The sequence below is a fragment of the Alteromonas sp. a30 genome, from assembly GCF_026788005.1.
In the GTDB taxonomy this organism is placed as follows: Bacteria; Pseudomonadota; Gammaproteobacteria; order Enterobacterales; family Alteromonadaceae; genus Paraneptunicella.
Genome location: NZ_JABEPE010000013.1, coordinates 112,480 through 129,599 on the forward strand (window position 1 = coordinate 112,480; position 17,120 = coordinate 129,599).

The 17,120-nt window shown below is 38.5% G+C and carries 17 protein-coding genes; 10 read left to right on the forward strand and 7 right to left on the reverse strand.

Annotation, left to right across the window (positions count from 1 at the left end; all coding sequences use genetic code 11):
* Positions 1-10: 10 nt before the first annotated feature.
* Entirely contained in the window at positions 11-913 is a 903-nt protein-coding gene (locus HJG39_RS13510) for a ribose-phosphate diphosphokinase (RefSeq protein WP_268409843.1), read from the forward strand.
* A gap of 100 nt (positions 914-1,013) precedes the next feature.
* On the opposite strand, the gene HJG39_RS13515 is transcribed toward HJG39_RS13510, so the two are convergent.
* Entirely contained in the window at positions 1,014-1,601 is a 588-nt protein-coding gene (locus HJG39_RS13515) for an NADPH-dependent FMN reductase (protein ID WP_268409845.1), read from the reverse strand.
* A 167-nt stretch (positions 1,602-1,768) separates the two neighbouring features.
* Between HJG39_RS13515 and HJG39_RS13520 the strand changes: the two genes are divergently transcribed.
* Entirely contained in the window at positions 1,769-2,668 is a 900-nt protein-coding gene (locus HJG39_RS13520) for a WYL domain-containing protein (protein ID WP_268409846.1), read from the forward strand.
* Positions 2,661-2,915, forward strand: a complete 255-nt coding sequence (locus HJG39_RS13525) for a Rho-binding antiterminator (protein ID WP_268409848.1) — start codon at positions 2,661-2,663, stop codon at positions 2,913-2,915. The genes HJG39_RS13520 and HJG39_RS13525 overlap by 8 nt, the downstream gene beginning before the upstream one ends.
* Positions 2,916-2,917: 2 nt before the next feature.
* Here HJG39_RS13525 and HJG39_RS13530 read toward each other — a convergent pair whose 3' ends face one another.
* A complete protein-coding gene (locus HJG39_RS13530; RefSeq protein ID WP_268409850.1) occupies positions 2,918-3,826 on the reverse strand; it encodes a LysR family transcriptional regulator in 909 nt (302 codons plus the stop codon).
* A 748-nt stretch (positions 3,827-4,574) separates the two neighbouring features.
* Here HJG39_RS13530 and HJG39_RS13535 point away from each other — a divergent pair.
* Genes HJG39_RS13535 through HJG39_RS13545 form a run of 3 tightly spaced genes read left to right on the forward strand, consistent with a single transcriptional unit; the run spans position 4,575 to position 5,692 of the window.
* A complete protein-coding gene (locus HJG39_RS13535) occupies positions 4,575-4,847 on the forward strand; it encodes a helix-turn-helix transcriptional regulator (RefSeq protein WP_268409851.1) in 273 nt (90 codons plus the stop codon).
* 18 nt (positions 4,848-4,865) lie between these two features.
* On the forward strand, positions 4,866-5,162 hold the full coding sequence (locus tag HJG39_RS13540; RefSeq protein ID WP_268409853.1) for a helix-turn-helix transcriptional regulator: 297 nt from the start codon (positions 4,866-4,868) through the stop codon (positions 5,160-5,162).
* Between the two features lie 20 nt (positions 5,163-5,182).
* Positions 5,183-5,692 (forward strand): GNAT family N-acetyltransferase, encoded by a 510-nt coding sequence (locus tag HJG39_RS13545; RefSeq protein WP_268409855.1) that lies wholly within the window; start codon positions 5,183-5,185, stop codon positions 5,690-5,692.
* Here HJG39_RS13545 and HJG39_RS13550 read toward each other — a convergent pair.
* Entirely contained in the window at positions 5,663-6,775 is a 1,113-nt protein-coding gene (locus HJG39_RS13550; protein ID WP_268409857.1) for a hypothetical protein, read from the reverse strand. The two genes, HJG39_RS13545 and HJG39_RS13550, sit on opposite strands and share 30 nt — an antisense overlap.
* A 269-nt stretch (positions 6,776-7,044) precedes the next feature.
* Between HJG39_RS13550 and HJG39_RS13555 the strand changes: the two genes are divergently transcribed.
* Positions 7,045-7,305 carry a DUF3862 domain-containing protein gene (locus HJG39_RS13555; protein ID WP_268409858.1) on the forward strand — a complete coding sequence of 87 codons (261 nt, stop codon included), beginning with the start codon at positions 7,045-7,047 and terminating at the stop codon, positions 7,303-7,305.
* 46 nt (positions 7,306-7,351) lie between these two features.
* Here the strand turns inward: HJG39_RS13555 and HJG39_RS13560 are convergent, their stop codons facing one another.
* Positions 7,352-8,239 carry a LysR family transcriptional regulator gene (locus tag HJG39_RS13560; protein ID WP_268409860.1) on the reverse strand — a complete coding sequence of 296 codons (888 nt, stop codon included), beginning with the start codon at positions 8,237-8,239 and terminating at the stop codon, positions 7,352-7,354.
* Positions 8,240-8,369: 130 nt separating this feature from the next.
* On the opposite strand from HJG39_RS13560, the gene HJG39_RS13565 reads away from it, so the two are divergent.
* The 3 genes from HJG39_RS13565 to HJG39_RS13575 all read left to right on the forward strand — a co-directional run bounded on the left by HJG39_RS13565 (position 8,370) and on the right by HJG39_RS13575 (position 12,599).
* The gene (locus HJG39_RS13565) at positions 8,370-9,518 is read left to right on the forward strand and encodes an S-(hydroxymethyl)glutathione dehydrogenase/class III alcohol dehydrogenase (protein ID WP_268409862.1); all 1,149 of its coding nucleotides are present in this window, start codon (positions 8,370-8,372) and stop codon (positions 9,516-9,518) included.
* A 340-nt stretch (positions 9,519-9,858) separates the two neighbouring features.
* Positions 9,859-11,421, forward strand: coding sequence for a sensor histidine kinase (locus HJG39_RS13570; protein ID WP_268409864.1), 1,563 nt, complete (start codon positions 9,859-9,861; stop codon positions 11,419-11,421).
* Between the two features lie 758 nt (positions 11,422-12,179).
* Positions 12,180-12,599 (forward strand): DUF192 domain-containing protein, encoded by a 420-nt coding sequence (locus HJG39_RS13575; RefSeq protein WP_268409867.1) that lies wholly within the window; start codon positions 12,180-12,182, stop codon positions 12,597-12,599.
* A 64-nt stretch (positions 12,600-12,663) separates the two neighbouring features.
* Here HJG39_RS13575 and HJG39_RS13580 read toward each other — a convergent pair whose 3' ends face one another.
* The 3 genes from HJG39_RS13580 to HJG39_RS13590 form a co-directional block, all read right to left on the reverse strand.
* Positions 12,664-14,640: an ankyrin repeat domain-containing protein gene (locus HJG39_RS13580; RefSeq protein ID WP_268409871.1), complete on the reverse strand. Its 1,977-nt coding sequence runs from the start codon at positions 14,638-14,640 to the stop codon at positions 12,664-12,666.
* A 304-nt stretch (positions 14,641-14,944) separates the two neighbouring features.
* Complete coding sequence (locus HJG39_RS13585; RefSeq protein WP_268409873.1) at positions 14,945-15,517, reverse strand: hypothetical protein; 573 nt, start codon at positions 15,515-15,517, stop codon at positions 14,945-14,947.
* 20 nt (positions 15,518-15,537) lie between these two features.
* Positions 15,538-16,506: a Fic family protein gene (locus tag HJG39_RS13590; protein ID WP_268409874.1), complete on the reverse strand. Its 969-nt coding sequence runs from the start codon at positions 16,504-16,506 to the stop codon at positions 15,538-15,540.
* Positions 16,507-17,120 lie beyond the last annotated feature (614 nt).

Below are 17,120 nucleotides of genomic sequence, written 5' to 3' on the forward strand. Positions count from 1 at the left end.
GGGGCATAATATGCAAGGCAACTCGAGCAATGTAATGATATTTTCGCCGTTAGAACATCCAATGTTGGTACTGTTGAGCCAACATTTGGGAGCTGAAATAGGCGAAGTTGAGCATCGACGATTTCCCGATAAAGAAAGCTACTTGAAAGTGTGCTCTGACGTGAAGGGCAAAACCTGCATCATTTTGATGGACTTGGTAAACCCTGATGTAAAATACTTGCCGCTTATCTTTTTAACCAACACATTAAAAGAAATGGGCGCGCTTTCCGTTGGCTTGGTGACACCTTATTTAGCTTACATGAGACAAGATAAACGCTTTAACGAAGGAGAGGCCATTACCTCTAAAATTTTCGCAAAAGCATTATCGGATAACATGGACTGGCTAGTGACCGTCGATCCCCACTTACACCGTTATCATCATTTATCAGAAATTTATCGTATTCCTACTCGAGTCGTGCATGCGGCATCGGCTATTGCAGATTGGTTAACAACTGAATCGAATTTGCTTTTAGTGGGTCCAGATTCGGAAAGTGAACAATGGGTCTCAGAAATTGCTGACTATGCTGGCCATCCTTATTTAATTGGTCAGAAAGTACGCAGTGGAGACAAGCAGGTTCATGTTGAAATTAGCGGCATAGAAGCACATTTAGACAAGAAAATTTTTGTGATTGATGATGTCATTTCCAGCGGACATACCATTTTAGAGTGCGTAAAAGAGCTAAGAAATAAAGGCGCTCAAGATATTGGTTGCATCACGGTTCATGGTTTATTTGCTGATGAAGCTGATTCCATGCTAGTAATGTGCGGGTTAAACGAACTAATTTCCTGCAACACCGTACCTCATGCGAGCAATGTGATAGATGTTAGTGGGTTGCTTGCGGAGGCAGTTAAAGACTGCATCAACTCACTCTGAATCATGAGTATTTAAGTAAAGAAAAACACGGTAAGCAACAAAATGCCGCCAAATATACAGGCGGCATGCGTATTTTTTAAGATCAATAATTGGTTAAGGATTATAAACCGTAAGGGAAATCCTTAGTGTTAATTAAACCAGATTCCCGAATGGGCTTTAATCCTTTTGCGTATTCACCTAGTAGCGTCAAGCTGTAATCAAGACGTTCGCTAACCGGATGCTCATTACTAAAATTGTCTGCATCACGCACAATAATGTGATCTGGAATATAGCAGAGGCGGGTGTTTTTATAGCTGCTCATCCGCAATTCAGCCACGGGATAGCTGCCACCGGTTCCTGTTGAAACCGATACAATCAACGCTGGTTTATGACCCATTTCTTTAGCGCTGCAAAGTAAGAAGAAGTTTTTCAAAATGCCCGGAACCATGCCTGAGTATTCTGGTGTAATGATGACAAAGGCATCATCATCTTTCATCGGTGCAATCACATCTTGCTTAATTGGGGCCCACTTTTCTGACTTCGTCCAGAATTCTTCGTCCCAATGAGGGATGTCGACTTCGGCAAAATCGAGAGTATTAACCGAGTCGAAAGCATCAATGTTTGCATTGCATCTTTCTTGGATTGCATCAGCAATTTTGCGGCTATTGGAATTGGCGCGATTGCTGCCAGCAATAATCTTTAATTTCACGAAAATTCTCCTGAAGGCAAGCTTATGATAAAGCTTTGGGTGACGTAATTTGCCCACGTATTCTATGCATTCCACTGAAAAGAATCCATCTTTGCATGGAAAACGACTTGAAGTGAGATTCAAAAGTAACCATACTTAGGCTACAAATAAAACAAACCAGCTTGATTATGGAAGTTACCGCTCAAGATTTAACGCATCTCAGTTTCGCTCAAAAGCAACGATTATCCTATATCGACTTTAAACTGTTGTTTGTAGGTACGGTATCTCGCAGTGAAATTGTGCAACACTTTGAATTGGGGCTATCAGCTGCTACTCGCGACATCAATTTATACAAAGCGCTCGCTGCCAACAATATCCAATATGACCCAGCGTTAAAAAAGTATTTTATTACCACGCAATTTTCTCCGTTATTTGAACACGATACCCGTAAAACTTTGGTTAAGTTGGCTCATCAAATTAGCGATGGGTTTGATGCTATCAATGACACTCCCTTTCCCGTTGAGGCGCCTAATCAGCTTAATGTACCTGACTTATTTGTCGTCGCTCGTTTATCTCAAGCCATCATTAACCAAAAGCCCGTTAATCTTATTTATACCTCTTTGAGCAGTGGCTCAGGTGCAAGAGAATTTATTCCACATTCCATTATTGATAATGGGTTACGCTGGCATGTGCGAGGCTTTGACCGAAAAAGCCAATCCTTTAGAGACTTTGTTTTAACGCGCATTTCTAGAGTGACCGTAAAGTATGAACAAGAGGTGCAACCACAAGAGCGGCAGCAAGAAGATCATCAATGGACGCGCATCATGCCACTACAACTTGTCCCTCACCCTAAAAACATTCACTTTCCTACAGCAATAGAAATGGACTTTGGCATGCAAAATGGCGTTCTAGAATTAAACGTTCGAGCGGCAATGGCAGGGTATTTGTTAAGACGATGGAATGTTGACTGCACCGAGGATGCAAGCCTAATAAGCCCAGAGTATCAATTATATTTACGCAACCGCCAAACGTTATATGGCGCTGAAAATCTAACATTAGCACCGGGTTACAAGGCATCTAATGAGTAACGGTTTATCCTGTCATTTATATGATTATCTGGAAATTGCCTGTATGTTTCATTATCAGGTGGAAGCCACACTTAACACGCAACAGGTTATTTCAGGTGAAGCCATTGATATTAAAACATTGGCAAATCGCCAAGAAATATTGTGCCTGAACACCCATAATGGAGTAGAACAAATACCTGTAAATCAGCTTATTTTACTCCGAGTGTTAACTCCGAATGCGCGTTTCCAAAAGGTGAATTTCGCCTAAACCTAATTGTTATCTTCAAGTCGTTGATTAAGTATGTCGGTCAATGCATCAACAAAATACTGCTCATGTTCAGATATATCACTCAAACTTGCCAATACCCACTCTCGACGCCCGCTTATACCTAATAAAGGGATACGTTTTAAATGTTTCTCTTGTAAAAAGGGAGGTACTGCCCAATCTGCCATGATAGTGACGCCCAAATTAGCATTCACTAGATTAAGAATTGCTTCGGTTAGTTGGACTTTTTGTAGTTTCGCCACTTTTGTCTCATCCCCTTGTAATACGTGCGATAACACGAAATTACGAGAGTCTGGAATATCGTAAATAAAAAGTGTTTCTTTTGCTAAATCATTAAGTGAGAAGTGTGAAAGATGCGCAAGAGCATGTGCTTCTGATACAACGACAACTAATTCATCTTCCACTAAGGGTCGGCTAGTCACAGGCGAGGGTAAAGGTTGCTGCGTGATAATGGCTAAATCAATTTGACCTTGAATCAACGCCTGAACTGGATCAGCGGTTGCTTCAATAACAAGCTCCACATCAATATTGCTTTTATTCATTTTTAATTTTTGGATGACTTCCGGCAGCCAATGGTAGCAAGTGTAACATTCGGTACTAATACGAATATGGAGATCGTTGTTCTCACTAAGGCGTTTTACTTTAGCAGATAGCTGTGAAATCTGACCAAGTATCGTTTCTGCGGCATTGTATACTTCTATACCCACTTTAGTCAGAATCAGCTTTTTATTAACTCTATGAAATACACGACAACCTAATCGAGATTCTAAGTCTTTGAGTTGATGACTCAGGGCAGGTTGAGATAGACACAATGTTTGTGCGGCATTGGTCATCGAGCCTTGATTCACAATGCTGTGAACAATCTCAAGGTGAAGTAATGATAATTTATGCATTGAAAAAGGGACTTACGCATTGAATTGGATGTTATGTTTAATTATAAAATAGCGGAATTTAGGAGATTAGGATCACTATTTCAATGAAATAATTCTTAGTTCACTATTAAATAACAAAGTCGAGTATAAAATCATCAACCAGTTCACTCTTTTCAAAAAAAAATGAAGCCAAATATTGTTTCTGTCTATTTTCTTAAAGTATAAGATGCCTGTTTCATGATTTTTTACAAATCTCATGACAAGGTTAATATTCGACATATTTTATATGCTTATACATGTTTGTGAATGTAAACATTTGCTTTTGTGAAATTATCTAGCCACATTGTTTTAAAAAGGAAATTAACACATTTAAACTCTACCTTTCTAAGGCATTTGAATTAGGTAACGATTGGCGTTTTGACTCATGACTTTACCTCCTTGCTTAGTTTTTGATACATGCCTCCGGTAGCATATTGGCTGCGCGAGTCAAACAGCTAGAAACTTGTAAGACATAAATCAAAATTGCAATGCTCTCATTTATTCTAAAATGTTAAAAGCTTAGGTATCTCAACATGCCAAATTTATGATTACTTTGATGTATAAAAAAGCCAACTTAAATAAGCCAAATTAATAGAAAGTATCCTTCGATTTAAACGATAAGTAGCGCACATTTATAGATTCATCAAAAATGATTTGATATAAATTTAAAAGGTTGGATAATACCCCATATCGAAACACTTAAACGTTTTTATGATTGGTCTGGTTAAATATGCATAGTGATATAAGTTTTTCAGATGTTGCGCCAGTCACTGGAGCGGATCTAAAAAATTTGAGAGTTAGTGCGGGGTTAACAACATCGCAAATGGCAAAAGCGGCAGGGGTAAAGAATAGAAAAACATATGAAAACTGGGAGAAGGGCTTAGGTACCCCCAATGTTAATCAATTTTTCTATATGGTCAAAGCATGTGGTGTGGATATGGAAGCAAGGGCTTTATTCCAATTCCTTGCTAGAAACAAAGACAAGAGCTTTTATTCCGATTAAGCTGACAGGAGCGTTGTAATGTTTAATGAAATGAAGTTAGACTTCGCTGACATTTTACCTATTCGTGGTTGTGATCTTCGCATTATGCGAGCATGGTCTGGTTTAACAACGATGCAAATGGCGAAAGCCGCAGGAGTGAGAACACGTAAAACCTATGAGAATTGGGAAAAGGATATGGGAACCCCTTCTATCAACCAATTTTTTAGCATGGTTGAAGCCTGTGGGTTTGATATAAATGGTTATGTATTTTTTCATACACTAAAAGAGCATCGTCGCATTCGAGCAAGGCAAGCCAAGAACGCCGTTGTTTTTTAGAGATTTAACACAGGGAAAAAATGGATATTCGCATCAAAACACTTTCAAATGGAATAAGTGAACAAGGCTATTTAGCACAATTAGAGTTGTTACTCGAAAAATCCCATGCGAATAACGCCTCTCCTCACGTTTATAAACAGGATCGTACTTTTTTCAAAAGCAATCTGGAAGGTGGCGCTTATAATATTGTCGCCCTTTCGGGTGAACGAGTGGTGGGATATACAGCATTACGGAAAATGCAGCCGTGGCCAGAATATTTGGAAAGGACGGAACATGCCCCTGAATCATGTGCTTTAATGTTGTATAGCCTTGTTGATCCAGAGGCGAGGGGATGTGGTATTGGAGCGTTATTAGCCCAAAAACGTATTGAACTTGCTCAATGCATGGGACTCCAGCACCTTTACGCTACGGTGCATCCTAGTAATCATGCCAATATGAAAATACTAACTCGACTTGGGTTTAACGAAATTGCTGTTAAACCCCTGTTCAAAGAACAATTATTACGCAGTCTCATGTACCTCAAAATTTAGCGCTTTATTAAAAATGAAGGCTTCTGCCCTTGTTTTTATTGCAGAGGACATATTCAAGTTATAGCGCAGTGCTGCGCAGTAGACCACTAAACTAATTAACGTTTCGAATGCAAATTGTTGGTCGTGTTTATCGAGTTTGACGATCATTTGCCACACCGTGGTACTGAAGGGAAGTTCAAGACCGGGAAGGCCATTTACATCAAAGACTTTTAGTTTTCCTTGTCGATCAAACCGACAATCAATTCGCGTGAACCCCTCTATACCAACTGCAATAGCGGCAGGAACGACCACCTCATTTATGGCCTCTAACACTTCAGGCTCCTCAACCACCCGCAACCACTTGCCGTCGTCCCAATCACGCATCCGAATGCTGTGATCTAAAACGGCACCGGGATCATCATAAATTTTTGTATCGTAGTAAGTTGGTAAAGTGCTCGGAGAGTCGCCCGTCATAAAAACAGAGACTGTAATATCTTGGCCAGGCAAGTATTCCTCGATCATAACCGGGAACCCGAAATTTTTACCTATAAGGTTTACTTGCTCGTAGAGTGTATCAAAACAGTACACGACATTGTCTTGGGTAATACCTTTACTGGTTGAGAGATTGTGAGGCTTAATAAATAGTGGGTAGCTGAGTTGATGAGTCTCAAGCGATTGTTGCAGTAAAACGGCATCATCCAATAATGATTGATCAACGGATAAGAAAGCAGGAATAGGCACCCTATGGTTGGACAAAATACGCTGACATTGCGATTTCGACATTACATTACGTAATGCTTCGGCATTATTACCAATAAGGGCAAAACCATGCTCCTCAATAATGTCTGCAAGCCATGCTTTTTGATTTGAATGCTGGTCTAAAAACACTTCATACGCGTTTGGCCAGATAAGATACGAATCGCTACTTTCTTCTTGTTTCAAAGTCGTTAGAAAGGAGACTAATTCATCTACATTCGCGACTTCTGTCACTGTGACATTCACACCAAGACGAGTGAGTGTTTGTATTGTATCTTGTTGGCTAGTTTCGTCCGTTGCCCACCCCATAGGCCAAAAGCCTGCGCTATTAATTATCGCGATATTCATTACACTTCTCATTAAAACTTGTCCATATTTGCCCGAACAGGTGAGGTTTTTTAACTTATTTCATCTATTCGGTCGATAAGGATTCGATAATAAATGAAATGTCTTTGAGGTAATATATATATCCTTAAATAATTTGTGACATTCCTTACAGAAGTTGATCCTGTTACTAGCAATGAAGCAGGGAAGGGTTTACAAACGAAAAATTCGCCTTAAGGTATTTCTCTGTATATCCTTAAGTCTAATGAAAACAATAAGTAAAGGTACTGCATATGAAAAAGGCATTAGCACTAAGCGGACTTTTGGCTGCGGCGTTGCTACTCTCAGGTTGTTCAAAGCTCAATCAACAAAATTACGACAAACTAGAAATGGGTATGAGTCTAGAAGAAGTCGAATCAGTGATTGGTAAACATGATGAGTGTTCAACTGCATTGGGTACTAAAACCTGCATGTGGGGCAATGAAAAAAGTAAGTATATTAAAGTCAGCTTTATGGGTAATGCTGCAATTACCTTTTCAGGTGATAAGCTTTAATGCAATAAACATTAAGAAGAGGGCGGTTAACCGCCTTCGCTACCCATCACACATATGGCTGACCAACATTAAGATTTTCAGCCAAGAAATCAATAAAGAGCCGAACTTTTAACGAGACATTCGATGCCTGAGGGTACAGCGCCCAAATACCTTCTTTATCACATCGGTACGCTTGCAATACTTCTTTAAGTTCACCACTTTGCAATGCTGAGTTTAAATAGTAATCCGGCAATTGCACTAGCCCCAGCCCTTGTTTTGCTGCCGCGAGTAAAGTGGCGCCAGAATTACAACTTAAGCGACCAGATACTTTTAATGCGCGAGCTTTCCCGTTTTCTTTAAAATTCCAATATTCGTTCGTGCCAGTTAAACAGATATGTTTACTTAGCGTCGACAATGTCGTGGGTTCGCTAAACCGTGAAAGATAGCTGGGGCTAGCGCATACTCGCAATTGCCTAGAACCAAGCGGTTTGGCTTTTAACGTTGAGCTTTTTAAATGCCCGAGTCGAACTGCGACATCAATGCCATTTTCAACAAGGTTTAATTGCTCATTGGTTAAAATAAGATCTATTTCAACTTGCTCATGTTGCTGTAGAAACGCATTCACCAAAGGGGAAATATAAGTTTCGCCGAACGTAGCAGGCGCAGTCACTTTTAATGCCCCCTTAGGGGTACTCTGCATTTGCATGACAGCATGTTCAGCCAGCTCGAGCCCTTCAATTAAGTGCCGACACTGCTCATAAAAAACATGTCCGGCCTCTGTTGAGGAGACTTTTCGAGTGGTTCGATATAATAGTTTGACCGCTAAACGCGACTCTAAGGTTGCCACTTTACGACTAACTTGCACCACAGAAGTCGCCAATTTCTTTGCGGCGTGCGTGAAGCTGCCTGTTTCTACCACCGCAACGAACTCATTAACCCCTTCCCAATTTGCCAAAACTAAACTCGCTAATTATTGTAATTGTTACATTGATGAAATAATTATTTTCATTTTATGTTGATTATAAATTATTAGAAAGGAATTAGACTATAGCTTTGAATTAACCGAATTATGCGGAGTACGACGGATGGCAATTGACATCAAACCAGGTCAAACATCAATCAAATCAAAAGCAGCAGTTGCATGGGCAGCCGGCGAACCTTTAACAATGGAAGAAGTTGACGTTGAGCTTCCTAAAGCAGGAGAGGTGCTTGTTCGTATTGTTGCATCTGGCGTATGTCATACCGATGCTTTTACGCTTTCGGGTGAAGATCCTGAAGGTATTTTTCCTAGCATTCTGGGTCACGAAGGCGGCGGCATAGTTGAAATGATAGGTGAGGGGGTTACATCCGTTGAAGTCGGCGACCATGTAATTCCACTTTATACTGCGGAATGTGGCGAATGTAAGTTCTGCAAATCGGGTAAAACGAATCTATGCCAAGCTGTACGGGAAACACAAGGTAAAGGCTTAATGCCTGATGGCACCAGCCGCTTCTCAAAAGACGGAGAAACCATTTATCACTATATGGGTTGTTCCACCTTTTCCGAATACACCGTTTTACCAGAAATTTCACTAGCTAAAGTCAATAAAGAGGCGCCTCTTGAGGAAGTTTGCTTGTTAGGTTGTGGGGTCACAACTGGCATGGGCGCGGTGCTGAATACAGCTAAAGTAAAACAAGGCGATACCGTTGCCATCTTCGGCTTGGGCGGTATTGGTTTATCAGCTGTTATTGGTGCAAGAATGGCAGGAGCCAGTCGAATCATTGGTATCGATATTAATGAATCTAAATTCGAACTCGCACAAAAACTGGGGGCAACCGATGTTGTTAACCCACAAAAATTCGACAAACCAATTCAAGAAGTCATCATTGAAATGACTGATGGCGGTGTCGATTACTCATTTGAGTGCATCGGTAATGTTAACGTGATGCGTCAAGCTTTAGAGTGCTGTCATAAAGGTTGGGGCGAATCCGTCATTATTGGCGTAGCAGGGGCTGGGCAAGAAATATCAACACGACCTTTCCAACTGGTAACCGGACGAGTTTGGCGTGGTACAGCCTTTGGCGGCGTAAAAGGTCGCTCACAACTACCTGATATTGTAGAGCAGTATTTAGCAGGCGAATTTGGTTTGCAAGAGTTTATTACCCACACAATGGCGCTTCCTGCAATTAATGAGGCTTTTGATTTGATGCATAAAGGCGAAAGTATTCGTAGCGTTATTCATATGGATAAATAAATGAGATTTGGCAAGGATGCCTTATCACTCATCAGTTCAGCCATTTTGTTGTTGACTGCCCATCCATCAACTATCTTGTAACAATAGAGAGATAACTACAAAGCTTCAGTATAGGGCTTTTTTCATGCTCCAAATTGTTATTTACGCACATTCTGAACCAACACTTCCCAGCATCGAACATAACTGTGTTTATTATCATGCAAACTCCCTTAAACAGATAAAAACCCTGTTAAGACGACACGCTATTTTAGCAATCGTTTTCGAGCTTCATGAACAACAACAAGAAAACGAAATTTCAACAGTACAAACCTTTTTAAGACGAGAACTGGATAACGATTGGTTGCCGATTTACATCGTAAATATGGGGAATAATGCCTGTAAGAGTGTATCGTTAGCAGACTTTGATATTGCCGGTTATTACCAAACCTCGCACCGAAATATTGACTGTATTCAAAAGGAAATAGAGCGCAACTTAAATAGCCTCTATATTATGAATAAGCGCGCTAGAATGAGCTTGAAACTGACTGATTTTTTAATGTCGGTCAATCAATTTAGTCACTGTCGAGAACCGCTCCATCAGCTCTTTGATGTCTTTATCAATGCATTACATGACTTCTGTTCTGCACAAGTTAGTTTCAATGTTAAATTGAACGAAGCAGGGCAGTGCGAAATAGCGGAATTTCCTTACCAAACGTACCCGCCAGATGAACTTTCTGAGCAACTAGCTGACATTCTAAAACCTGCTATCGAAAAGGCAAAACTAACAGTTTCACCGCAAATCGAACTACCACAAGATGATGATATTTTCATCTACAAATTAAACTTGCTATTTAGTAAGGAAATCAAAGCCTATCTTGCTTATCCCATTTGTTCATATGGACAAGTTATTAGTGTGGTGTTTTGCGCACTCACTTCCCATGGACTTAAGCATATTTCCGTGGGGAGTATGAATGTACTAAAAGAATCGGCAAAACAACTTACGCTGCTACTTGAAAGGCGTTGTTCTGAAAACAAAGACAAATCTCGTTATATACGGCTAAAAACCACTTTATCAACTTTGCTTTTAAACGAAGAACAACCGATAAAGCGCAATGCCATTACGCAAGAATTTGAACCTAATCTAGGAAAAGAACAAGAAGAGCAGGGAGTGTGCTCTGTTTTAAATTTATTGAATCATTTTGAATCGACACACGACTTCACTAACAACTTAATTAAATGCTTAGAAAACTATGATGACTTAATCGCCTATATTGATGAGCATGAAACCTTATTAAAGCAAAGGTTAAATACGAAAAAAAGTATTGAAGACATGTTTGTATTGATCAATCACTCGCGAGAAAGCATATTAAGAGTTAGAGACTTAATTAACGATCTTAATGCCTTTATTCAAGTTAAAGAACTTGAAGCTTCGCCATTTTATTTGCAACACCTCTTTGATGAAACCCTGCGATTAATCTCATACGACATTCGAAATAGTGTAAATATAAAACTAAATATAAAAGATAACATTAGACTCAATACACATCGTGGTTTCTTTCAGCAAATTCTGTTCAATCTAATCAAAAATGCAATTCAAGCAGTAACATCACCGGATGCTCCACAGGAAATGGCTCCACAAGTTATTATCTCTGTAAAAAATAAACATAAGAAACTTGTTGTTAGCGTTGAAGACAATGGTCCAGGTATTTCCAAGGCAGAAATAGACAAAGTGTTCCTGCCGTTTTTTACCACTAAAGCAATAGGTGAAGGTGTAGGTTTAGGCTTATCGGTTACTCATAATCTGGTTATGAAACTTGGCGGGAAGATTAAAGTAACCAGCGACACAAATAAGGGAGCTAAATTTGTTATTACATTTCCATTTTCCGAAGTTGCTTGTAAGCAAAGGCTTGATTGTGACGATTAAATTAATATTTTTTAAGCATCCACAACTTATTACTTCAAATCACGTTTAGTTCATTTAATAAACTAACCACATTGAAATCTGCTTACTTAGTTAAAAGATTGTTCTCAGATTTTACGTAGCGCACGGTCTTGAATAAAGCGAAATCTATGTTGCCCATAAATTTATTTTGTTCGCGAAATACGACATTCTCAGCGCCACAATCAAACCAGACATAGAACATTGTAAATCTAAATCATCCCACAAGTAGTGCCTGTCATTTTAAGAGTTAAGAGTCCAAACAAAATGTATTAATAACAAAGCGGTTAACACATCGAACACGTTTTAGTGACGAAGTTGAGTTAGCCGTTTTTAGGAATAGTTACGAGCTACAGGAGGATTAATGAAAAATGTAAGCAAGAACGAAGTCTGGAAAACTTCATAGAATCAAATTAGAGGCTTAAATATATGATTACCTATAATGTATATTATGTTAAATTGATAATAAAATAACGAAAACATAATAATATCAATGACTTATGATTTTTCACCCTCCCTCTCTCGTTTTTGCTTTGTCTCTCTGAAAAATCCAGCACGAAACCAACCCCAAATCTGCACACAAAATCATTCCCATTTTTTAACACTTACGGGGATTAATTTGCGGTTCAAAACCTGTTGAGGTTTAGTGCTGCTTTCGTTATCGAATTGAAGCGCTTTACAATGCGTAAATGTGTGAAATGATGAGAATCGACAAAACACGTTATAACTAAAGGATTAGACGAATGAACATGTTCAAACTCGCCAGCCTTGGCCTTACCGCTTTGCTTGCAATGAACACCGGCATCCAAGCACAACCGGAAACCCACAATCCCACGTTTAATGTGTTAATAAATGGTAATGCCTACCAAGTGTGTGCCGCCAGAACCCAAGCTGAACAAGCCTTGGGTATCAAAAACCCACATTGCAAAGATGGCGCTATGTTCTATTTCAACGAAAAGCAGCGCTACATATTTAATATGGTGAATGTGCGTTATCCGCTGATGCTGTTAACGCTTGATGTGAACTGGAAAGCTCAAGAAGTGATAAAGATGGCACCAGAGCAGCCCCGAATTGTGCCCAAAAAAACGTTTAAATTTGCGCTTGAGCTTAAAGACATGAATGCCGATGTGAAGGTTAATGATGAAGTGAAGTACATAGACTAAGGCCCAAGTGATTTGGGCCTTAAACCCAGAACCCCTTACCCTAGAACCTGTCTATGTACGTTATCTATAAAATAAGCTCTGGAAATCTTTCGATGATTAAAAGATATTCTTCTTTTCTACTAATCTTTAAACGTTCAACTATTTCTTTATGGCTTGGCTCAATGATTATTCCTGAATTAATAAGTGTTTTTATTATTTCTAACTTTGTATTATCTATTCGGCCTGAGATTAACGCAAGATCTAGTGCATCAAATCCTTTCGAGTAACTATTAACAACGCTTCCCTTGGCAATAAGCCACCTTAAAATACTTAAAGAGCCCATCTGAGAACTCAACATGACTGGTGTTTTTCCTAGGGGATCGATGTAATTTATATCTAATCCATATGAATACAATAATTCTGCTACATCTACATTATTATTAAATATAACTGACGCTATTATTGATGAATTAAACTCCGCCCCTTTCTTTAAAAAGGAATCCACTATTTCAGGTTGAGCATTTACACTGATAGCAATCATAAGCAGAGTAGACATGACATTCTTATTTTCTATTTCTAATTTAGATAAAATACGAGTTGCTTCATCCCACATTCCTTTTTTCGCCAACTCATATACTGCCTTTAAGTTATCCTGAATGCCGGAATTTCCTTTAGATTTGCTTTTATTGGCTATTTCCATTGCATACTCAGTTGCTCTTTTTTGTTTAAAGTGACTAACTAGGTGCTTTGATTTAAATCCCTGCCCCATACCTAAATAGTTTATTACATCCTCATCAGAATAAAATATCTCTTGAGCTTCTTGAATGATTTCATTTAGGTGTTTCTCTGAATATTCATTTGCCAACATTCTACTTTTATTTAAATTATAAATATAACTTCTTGATAATGATTTAAAAAAATCTCGCCCTAACTTTCTTAGGCAAGAAACATTTTCATCTAAAAATAGTTCTGGCAACACAATTTCTTTTAAAATTAATTTATACGACTTATCAGTAAGGTTTGTTAAAACATTTCTTTCTTTTTCTTCTGAGTCATGTAATAAATTTCTTTGATGAACAGGAAAATTTTCAAAAAGAACAGGAGATACTATTTTAGAAAGTTTTTCAGGTGTTGATTCTACGTTCGCTCGTATATTTTTCTTAAGTATAACTTCATAAATCCTATCAATATCCACTTGAGCCAAGTTATTATTTCTATTAGCAAGAATATCTAGAGCATTTGGTTCAACGATATTAGGTTCACTGGGACTCCCTAAATTGTCCCAAAAGTAAAATAAATCTGCCCTCTGATTTAGCAAGGCGTATGTGGCAAATGAATTTGAGTAACCGGTAGCGATAAAAGTAAAATCAGGTGAAATATTATTTCCATAGTAAATGGCTTCCATAAACTGCAAGCTAGCACCATTTTTTATAAAGAATACTATATCTGAATTTCTAACGAGAGCGCCCGCATCAATCAGGCGTGTTATTTTTCTTATTCTATCTTTAGGAAACGATCTATATATCAACTCAACTAACGTTACTTTCTTCCCTTTGAATGTAAATATATTATTAGGGTCAATTTCCTTCTGATATATTAATTTAATTATTTCCTCAAACTTATCTTCCTGAATCAATTCAGTTATTGTTTGATTGTTTTCGAACGAGGCAAATTTCTCATTTTCAAAAGTTGGGAATGAGTTATTAATAAACTTATCTTCATCCATCATTAACCGCCCTGCTGGTACTCCGAAACCAGACAAATGGAAGAATATATTAGTAATTCTTGAACTCTCTATAAAACTCTTTTCTGATGCAACAAACTCTCTAAGCACTTCAATTTTATATTTGGTAGAGTTGTTATTTATGTTATCTAAGATAAATGATTCACATTGCATTTCCTTTTTATCAATGTTTACCAAATCGTTATCAAGTTCCTCACCCGACACGAAAGTGCTGGTCACATTACCTACACTGGCCTTAACTTTTTTTTCCTCGCGCGTTAGTCCCAATACTAAAATAACGAACACCAAAACTAAGAGGGAATATATTATTTTATTCATGCTTTATATTTATTTCCTCAGGTATCGCCCTAAATTAATAGGGCAACAAAAATTCAAACATTTAGTGATTATCTTTTGTTTGAATTAACCTTTCTATTAATTTGAGTATCAAAAATACTGAAAGCAATATTGATACAGCCAAAACAGAAAAGCCTGAGTCAAAATTTACCGACACACCTTCTGATATTAATTTTTCATTTCGATAGTAATCGAAAACTATATAGGCTAGAAATAGAATAAGAAGCGTAGAAGTTATTAACTTTCTGTAGTAAGTTATTAATCTATTTTCAGTTGATTTCATAATTTAATCCGGTAATGCGTTGCAATTACTTTTTTGTGTTATAAAAGCATCGTTACATTGATACTCTCCTATTATACCTCCAACTCCAGCAGCTGCGGTACAGGCTGCTATATATAATGGGTGTACAAATCCAACACAAACTCCAGCTGTTACGACAGCAGTTCCTCTACTTAGCGACAAGCACAAGTTTTGATCCCTATCAGCTTGGACTAAACACGCACTTTTATTCTTAGTTGGATCATTCGATGAACTTGAATCCCCACCGCCGCTATCACCGCCGCTTCCACCACCACCGCCGCCTGAATCGCCATAGCCAACGCCACCAAAGTCGCCAAAGCCGAATTCAAAATCTCCGGGGTCTTGACCGTATACAGGAATACAGTCACTAAAACTTTGAGCATTGTTACATGCATTGGCGCTATTAACTCCCCAATGCCATCCTGAACTTTGAATTTCCGATACAGATGCATATGAAGAATCATTTTCCAAGTAATCTTCAGAATTATCCGCCGTAATGTATATAGAACTATTTAGCAAAACTACCGCCAAAGCTATCTTTGAGAACGGTGCTTTCATTTATAATTTTCCTCTTTATTTTACTTGCTTCTCTTGTTTAAAAACAAATCATCTATGGCTTCAAAACACGTAAATACGTTTTCGCAGACAAAGACAACTTGATGTTTGCTATTCTTTAGCTTCTTGGTTGTAAGCAATCTCAAATTGCACAGCTTTTGAAGTGCAGAATGGCAGAACTCCTTATCCCAATTAAATGTTTGTTGAAGATGCGAGTGGGTAGTGATGGGGTAAAGCCAAAGGTAATCCATTAGTTGAACTTCTTCTTTTGAAATAGAAAAAATCCCCATTTGCGACTGAAACGCCCTTTTTGTTTTTTGTATTTGCTCTAAGGCGTTTATCGTTGTGTTTTCAGACCACGAAATAGTATCTACCCAGTACGGATGCTTTATTCCAAGGCTGTTATCTAATCCAAACGCCCTAACGCCTTTGATATAGAGCTTTTCATTAGTACCTAAGCGATACAGTGATAATGGAACAACGTCATTTTTTATGCGTGAATACATAACATCAAGAAAAGCTCTTGATAGTCGTCCATTAGCATCAGGAAATGGATGAAGTAAAATAAGCCTTGTATAAGCTTCAATGATTAATTCGATTGAATCAGCAGAATGACTTAAATAGCCTAACCAGTTTTCTATCTCAGGTTTGACTTTTTCAGGCTCAGGAGGCACATACTCCGCTGTATCTAGTGATTTTCCTATCCAGTTTTGTGTTGTGCGAAAACGACCAAGCTTAAATTTATTTGAAAAAAAGCATCGGTGCGCATCCAGTAACACCTCAGGCGTTAGTTTATCTACTGCTCTAAGAAGGTCTTTTGCTTTTTGATAAGCCTCAATTTCTTTAGATAGAAGCTTCGCTTCAATATCTGGATAATCGGGAATAACATTGACAAGCGTTAGCCTTTTCCTAGATACATTTCGGCCCGTAGTAAGTGCAGAACCCCCACACATAAAACGTGCAGCCAAAAACGATAACGAGAATTTTTCCATAATCGGTGAATGCATTAATGTATAACCCTAACCCTTAGCAGTTATTTATTGTCCTTGCTCATTAGCGGGTTGAAATACTAACCATTAGAAGGGTAAAACTCATATAACAATAATGTAAATATGTGTAATTAAGGTTGCTTGTCGGGCTGCGTTTACTCTTATTGAGGGCAAAAAGGCCAAAAAACCGTTTAAATTTGCGCTGGAGCTTAAAGGCATGAATGCCGATGTGAAGATTAATGAAGTGAAGTAATAGACTAAGGCCCAAGTGAACGATGGGCCTTAAACCCAGCCCCTTACCCTATCCTGTCTATGTACTTGTTATTTGCCGCTTAAGTGTGGCGCTTATTGCCCGTATCATTTCCAATAAAAAAAGCCATGAAAAAGCGTTAACTTTCTCATGGCTTAAAAATGCATCTTGGTGACTTTGCTTGTTACCGCTTTTCACAAAGTTACTTCGATGCGCCGTGATGGAGATACGGCTTACTACGTGTCGGGAACATCCATTTAAATACCACTTCCTGAATTATAAAGCGCCTTTGCTTAGCGCCAGTAATCGCAGTAAATCAAATTGTTTGGATTCGTTATTTCGCATGATGTAACCAAACACTTTGATG

Coding starts and splice junctions, on each gene's coding strand:
- HJG39_RS13550 (WP_268409857.1), bottom strand. CDS start 6,775: ATGAATATCGCGATAATTAATAGCGCAGGCTTTTGGCCTATGGGGTGG.
- HJG39_RS13545 (WP_268409855.1), top strand. CDS start 5,183: ATGGATATTCGCATCAAAACACTTTCAAATGGAATAAGTGAACAAGGC.
- HJG39_RS13540 (WP_268409853.1), top strand. CDS start 4,866: ATGTTTAATGAAATGAAGTTAGACTTCGCTGACATTTTACCTATTCGT.
- HJG39_RS13510 (WP_268409843.1), top strand. CDS start 11: ATGCAAGGCAACTCGAGCAATGTAATGATATTTTCGCCGTTAGAACAT.
- HJG39_RS13580 (WP_268409871.1), bottom strand. CDS start 14,640: ATGAATAAAATAATATATTCCCTCTTAGTTTTGGTGTTCGTTATTTTA.
- HJG39_RS13535 (WP_268409851.1), top strand. CDS start 4,575: ATGCATAGTGATATAAGTTTTTCAGATGTTGCGCCAGTCACTGGAGCG.
- HJG39_RS13520 (WP_268409846.1), top strand. CDS start 1,769: ATGGAAGTTACCGCTCAAGATTTAACGCATCTCAGTTTCGCTCAAAAG.
- HJG39_RS13565 (WP_268409862.1), top strand. CDS start 8,370: ATGGCAATTGACATCAAACCAGGTCAAACATCAATCAAATCAAAAGCA.
- HJG39_RS13585 (WP_268409873.1), bottom strand. CDS start 15,517: ATGAAAGCACCGTTCTCAAAGATAGCTTTGGCGGTAGTTTTGCTAAAT.
- HJG39_RS13575 (WP_268409867.1), top strand. CDS start 12,180: ATGAACATGTTCAAACTCGCCAGCCTTGGCCTTACCGCTTTGCTTGCA.
- HJG39_RS13530 (WP_268409850.1), bottom strand. CDS start 3,826: ATGCATAAATTATCATTACTTCACCTTGAGATTGTTCACAGCATTGTG.
- HJG39_RS13590 (WP_268409874.1), bottom strand. CDS start 16,506: ATGGAAAAATTCTCGTTATCGTTTTTGGCTGCACGTTTTATGTGTGGG.
- HJG39_RS13525 (WP_268409848.1), top strand. CDS start 2,661: ATGAGTAACGGTTTATCCTGTCATTTATATGATTATCTGGAAATTGCC.
- HJG39_RS13555 (WP_268409858.1), top strand. CDS start 7,045: ATGAAAAAGGCATTAGCACTAAGCGGACTTTTGGCTGCGGCGTTGCTA.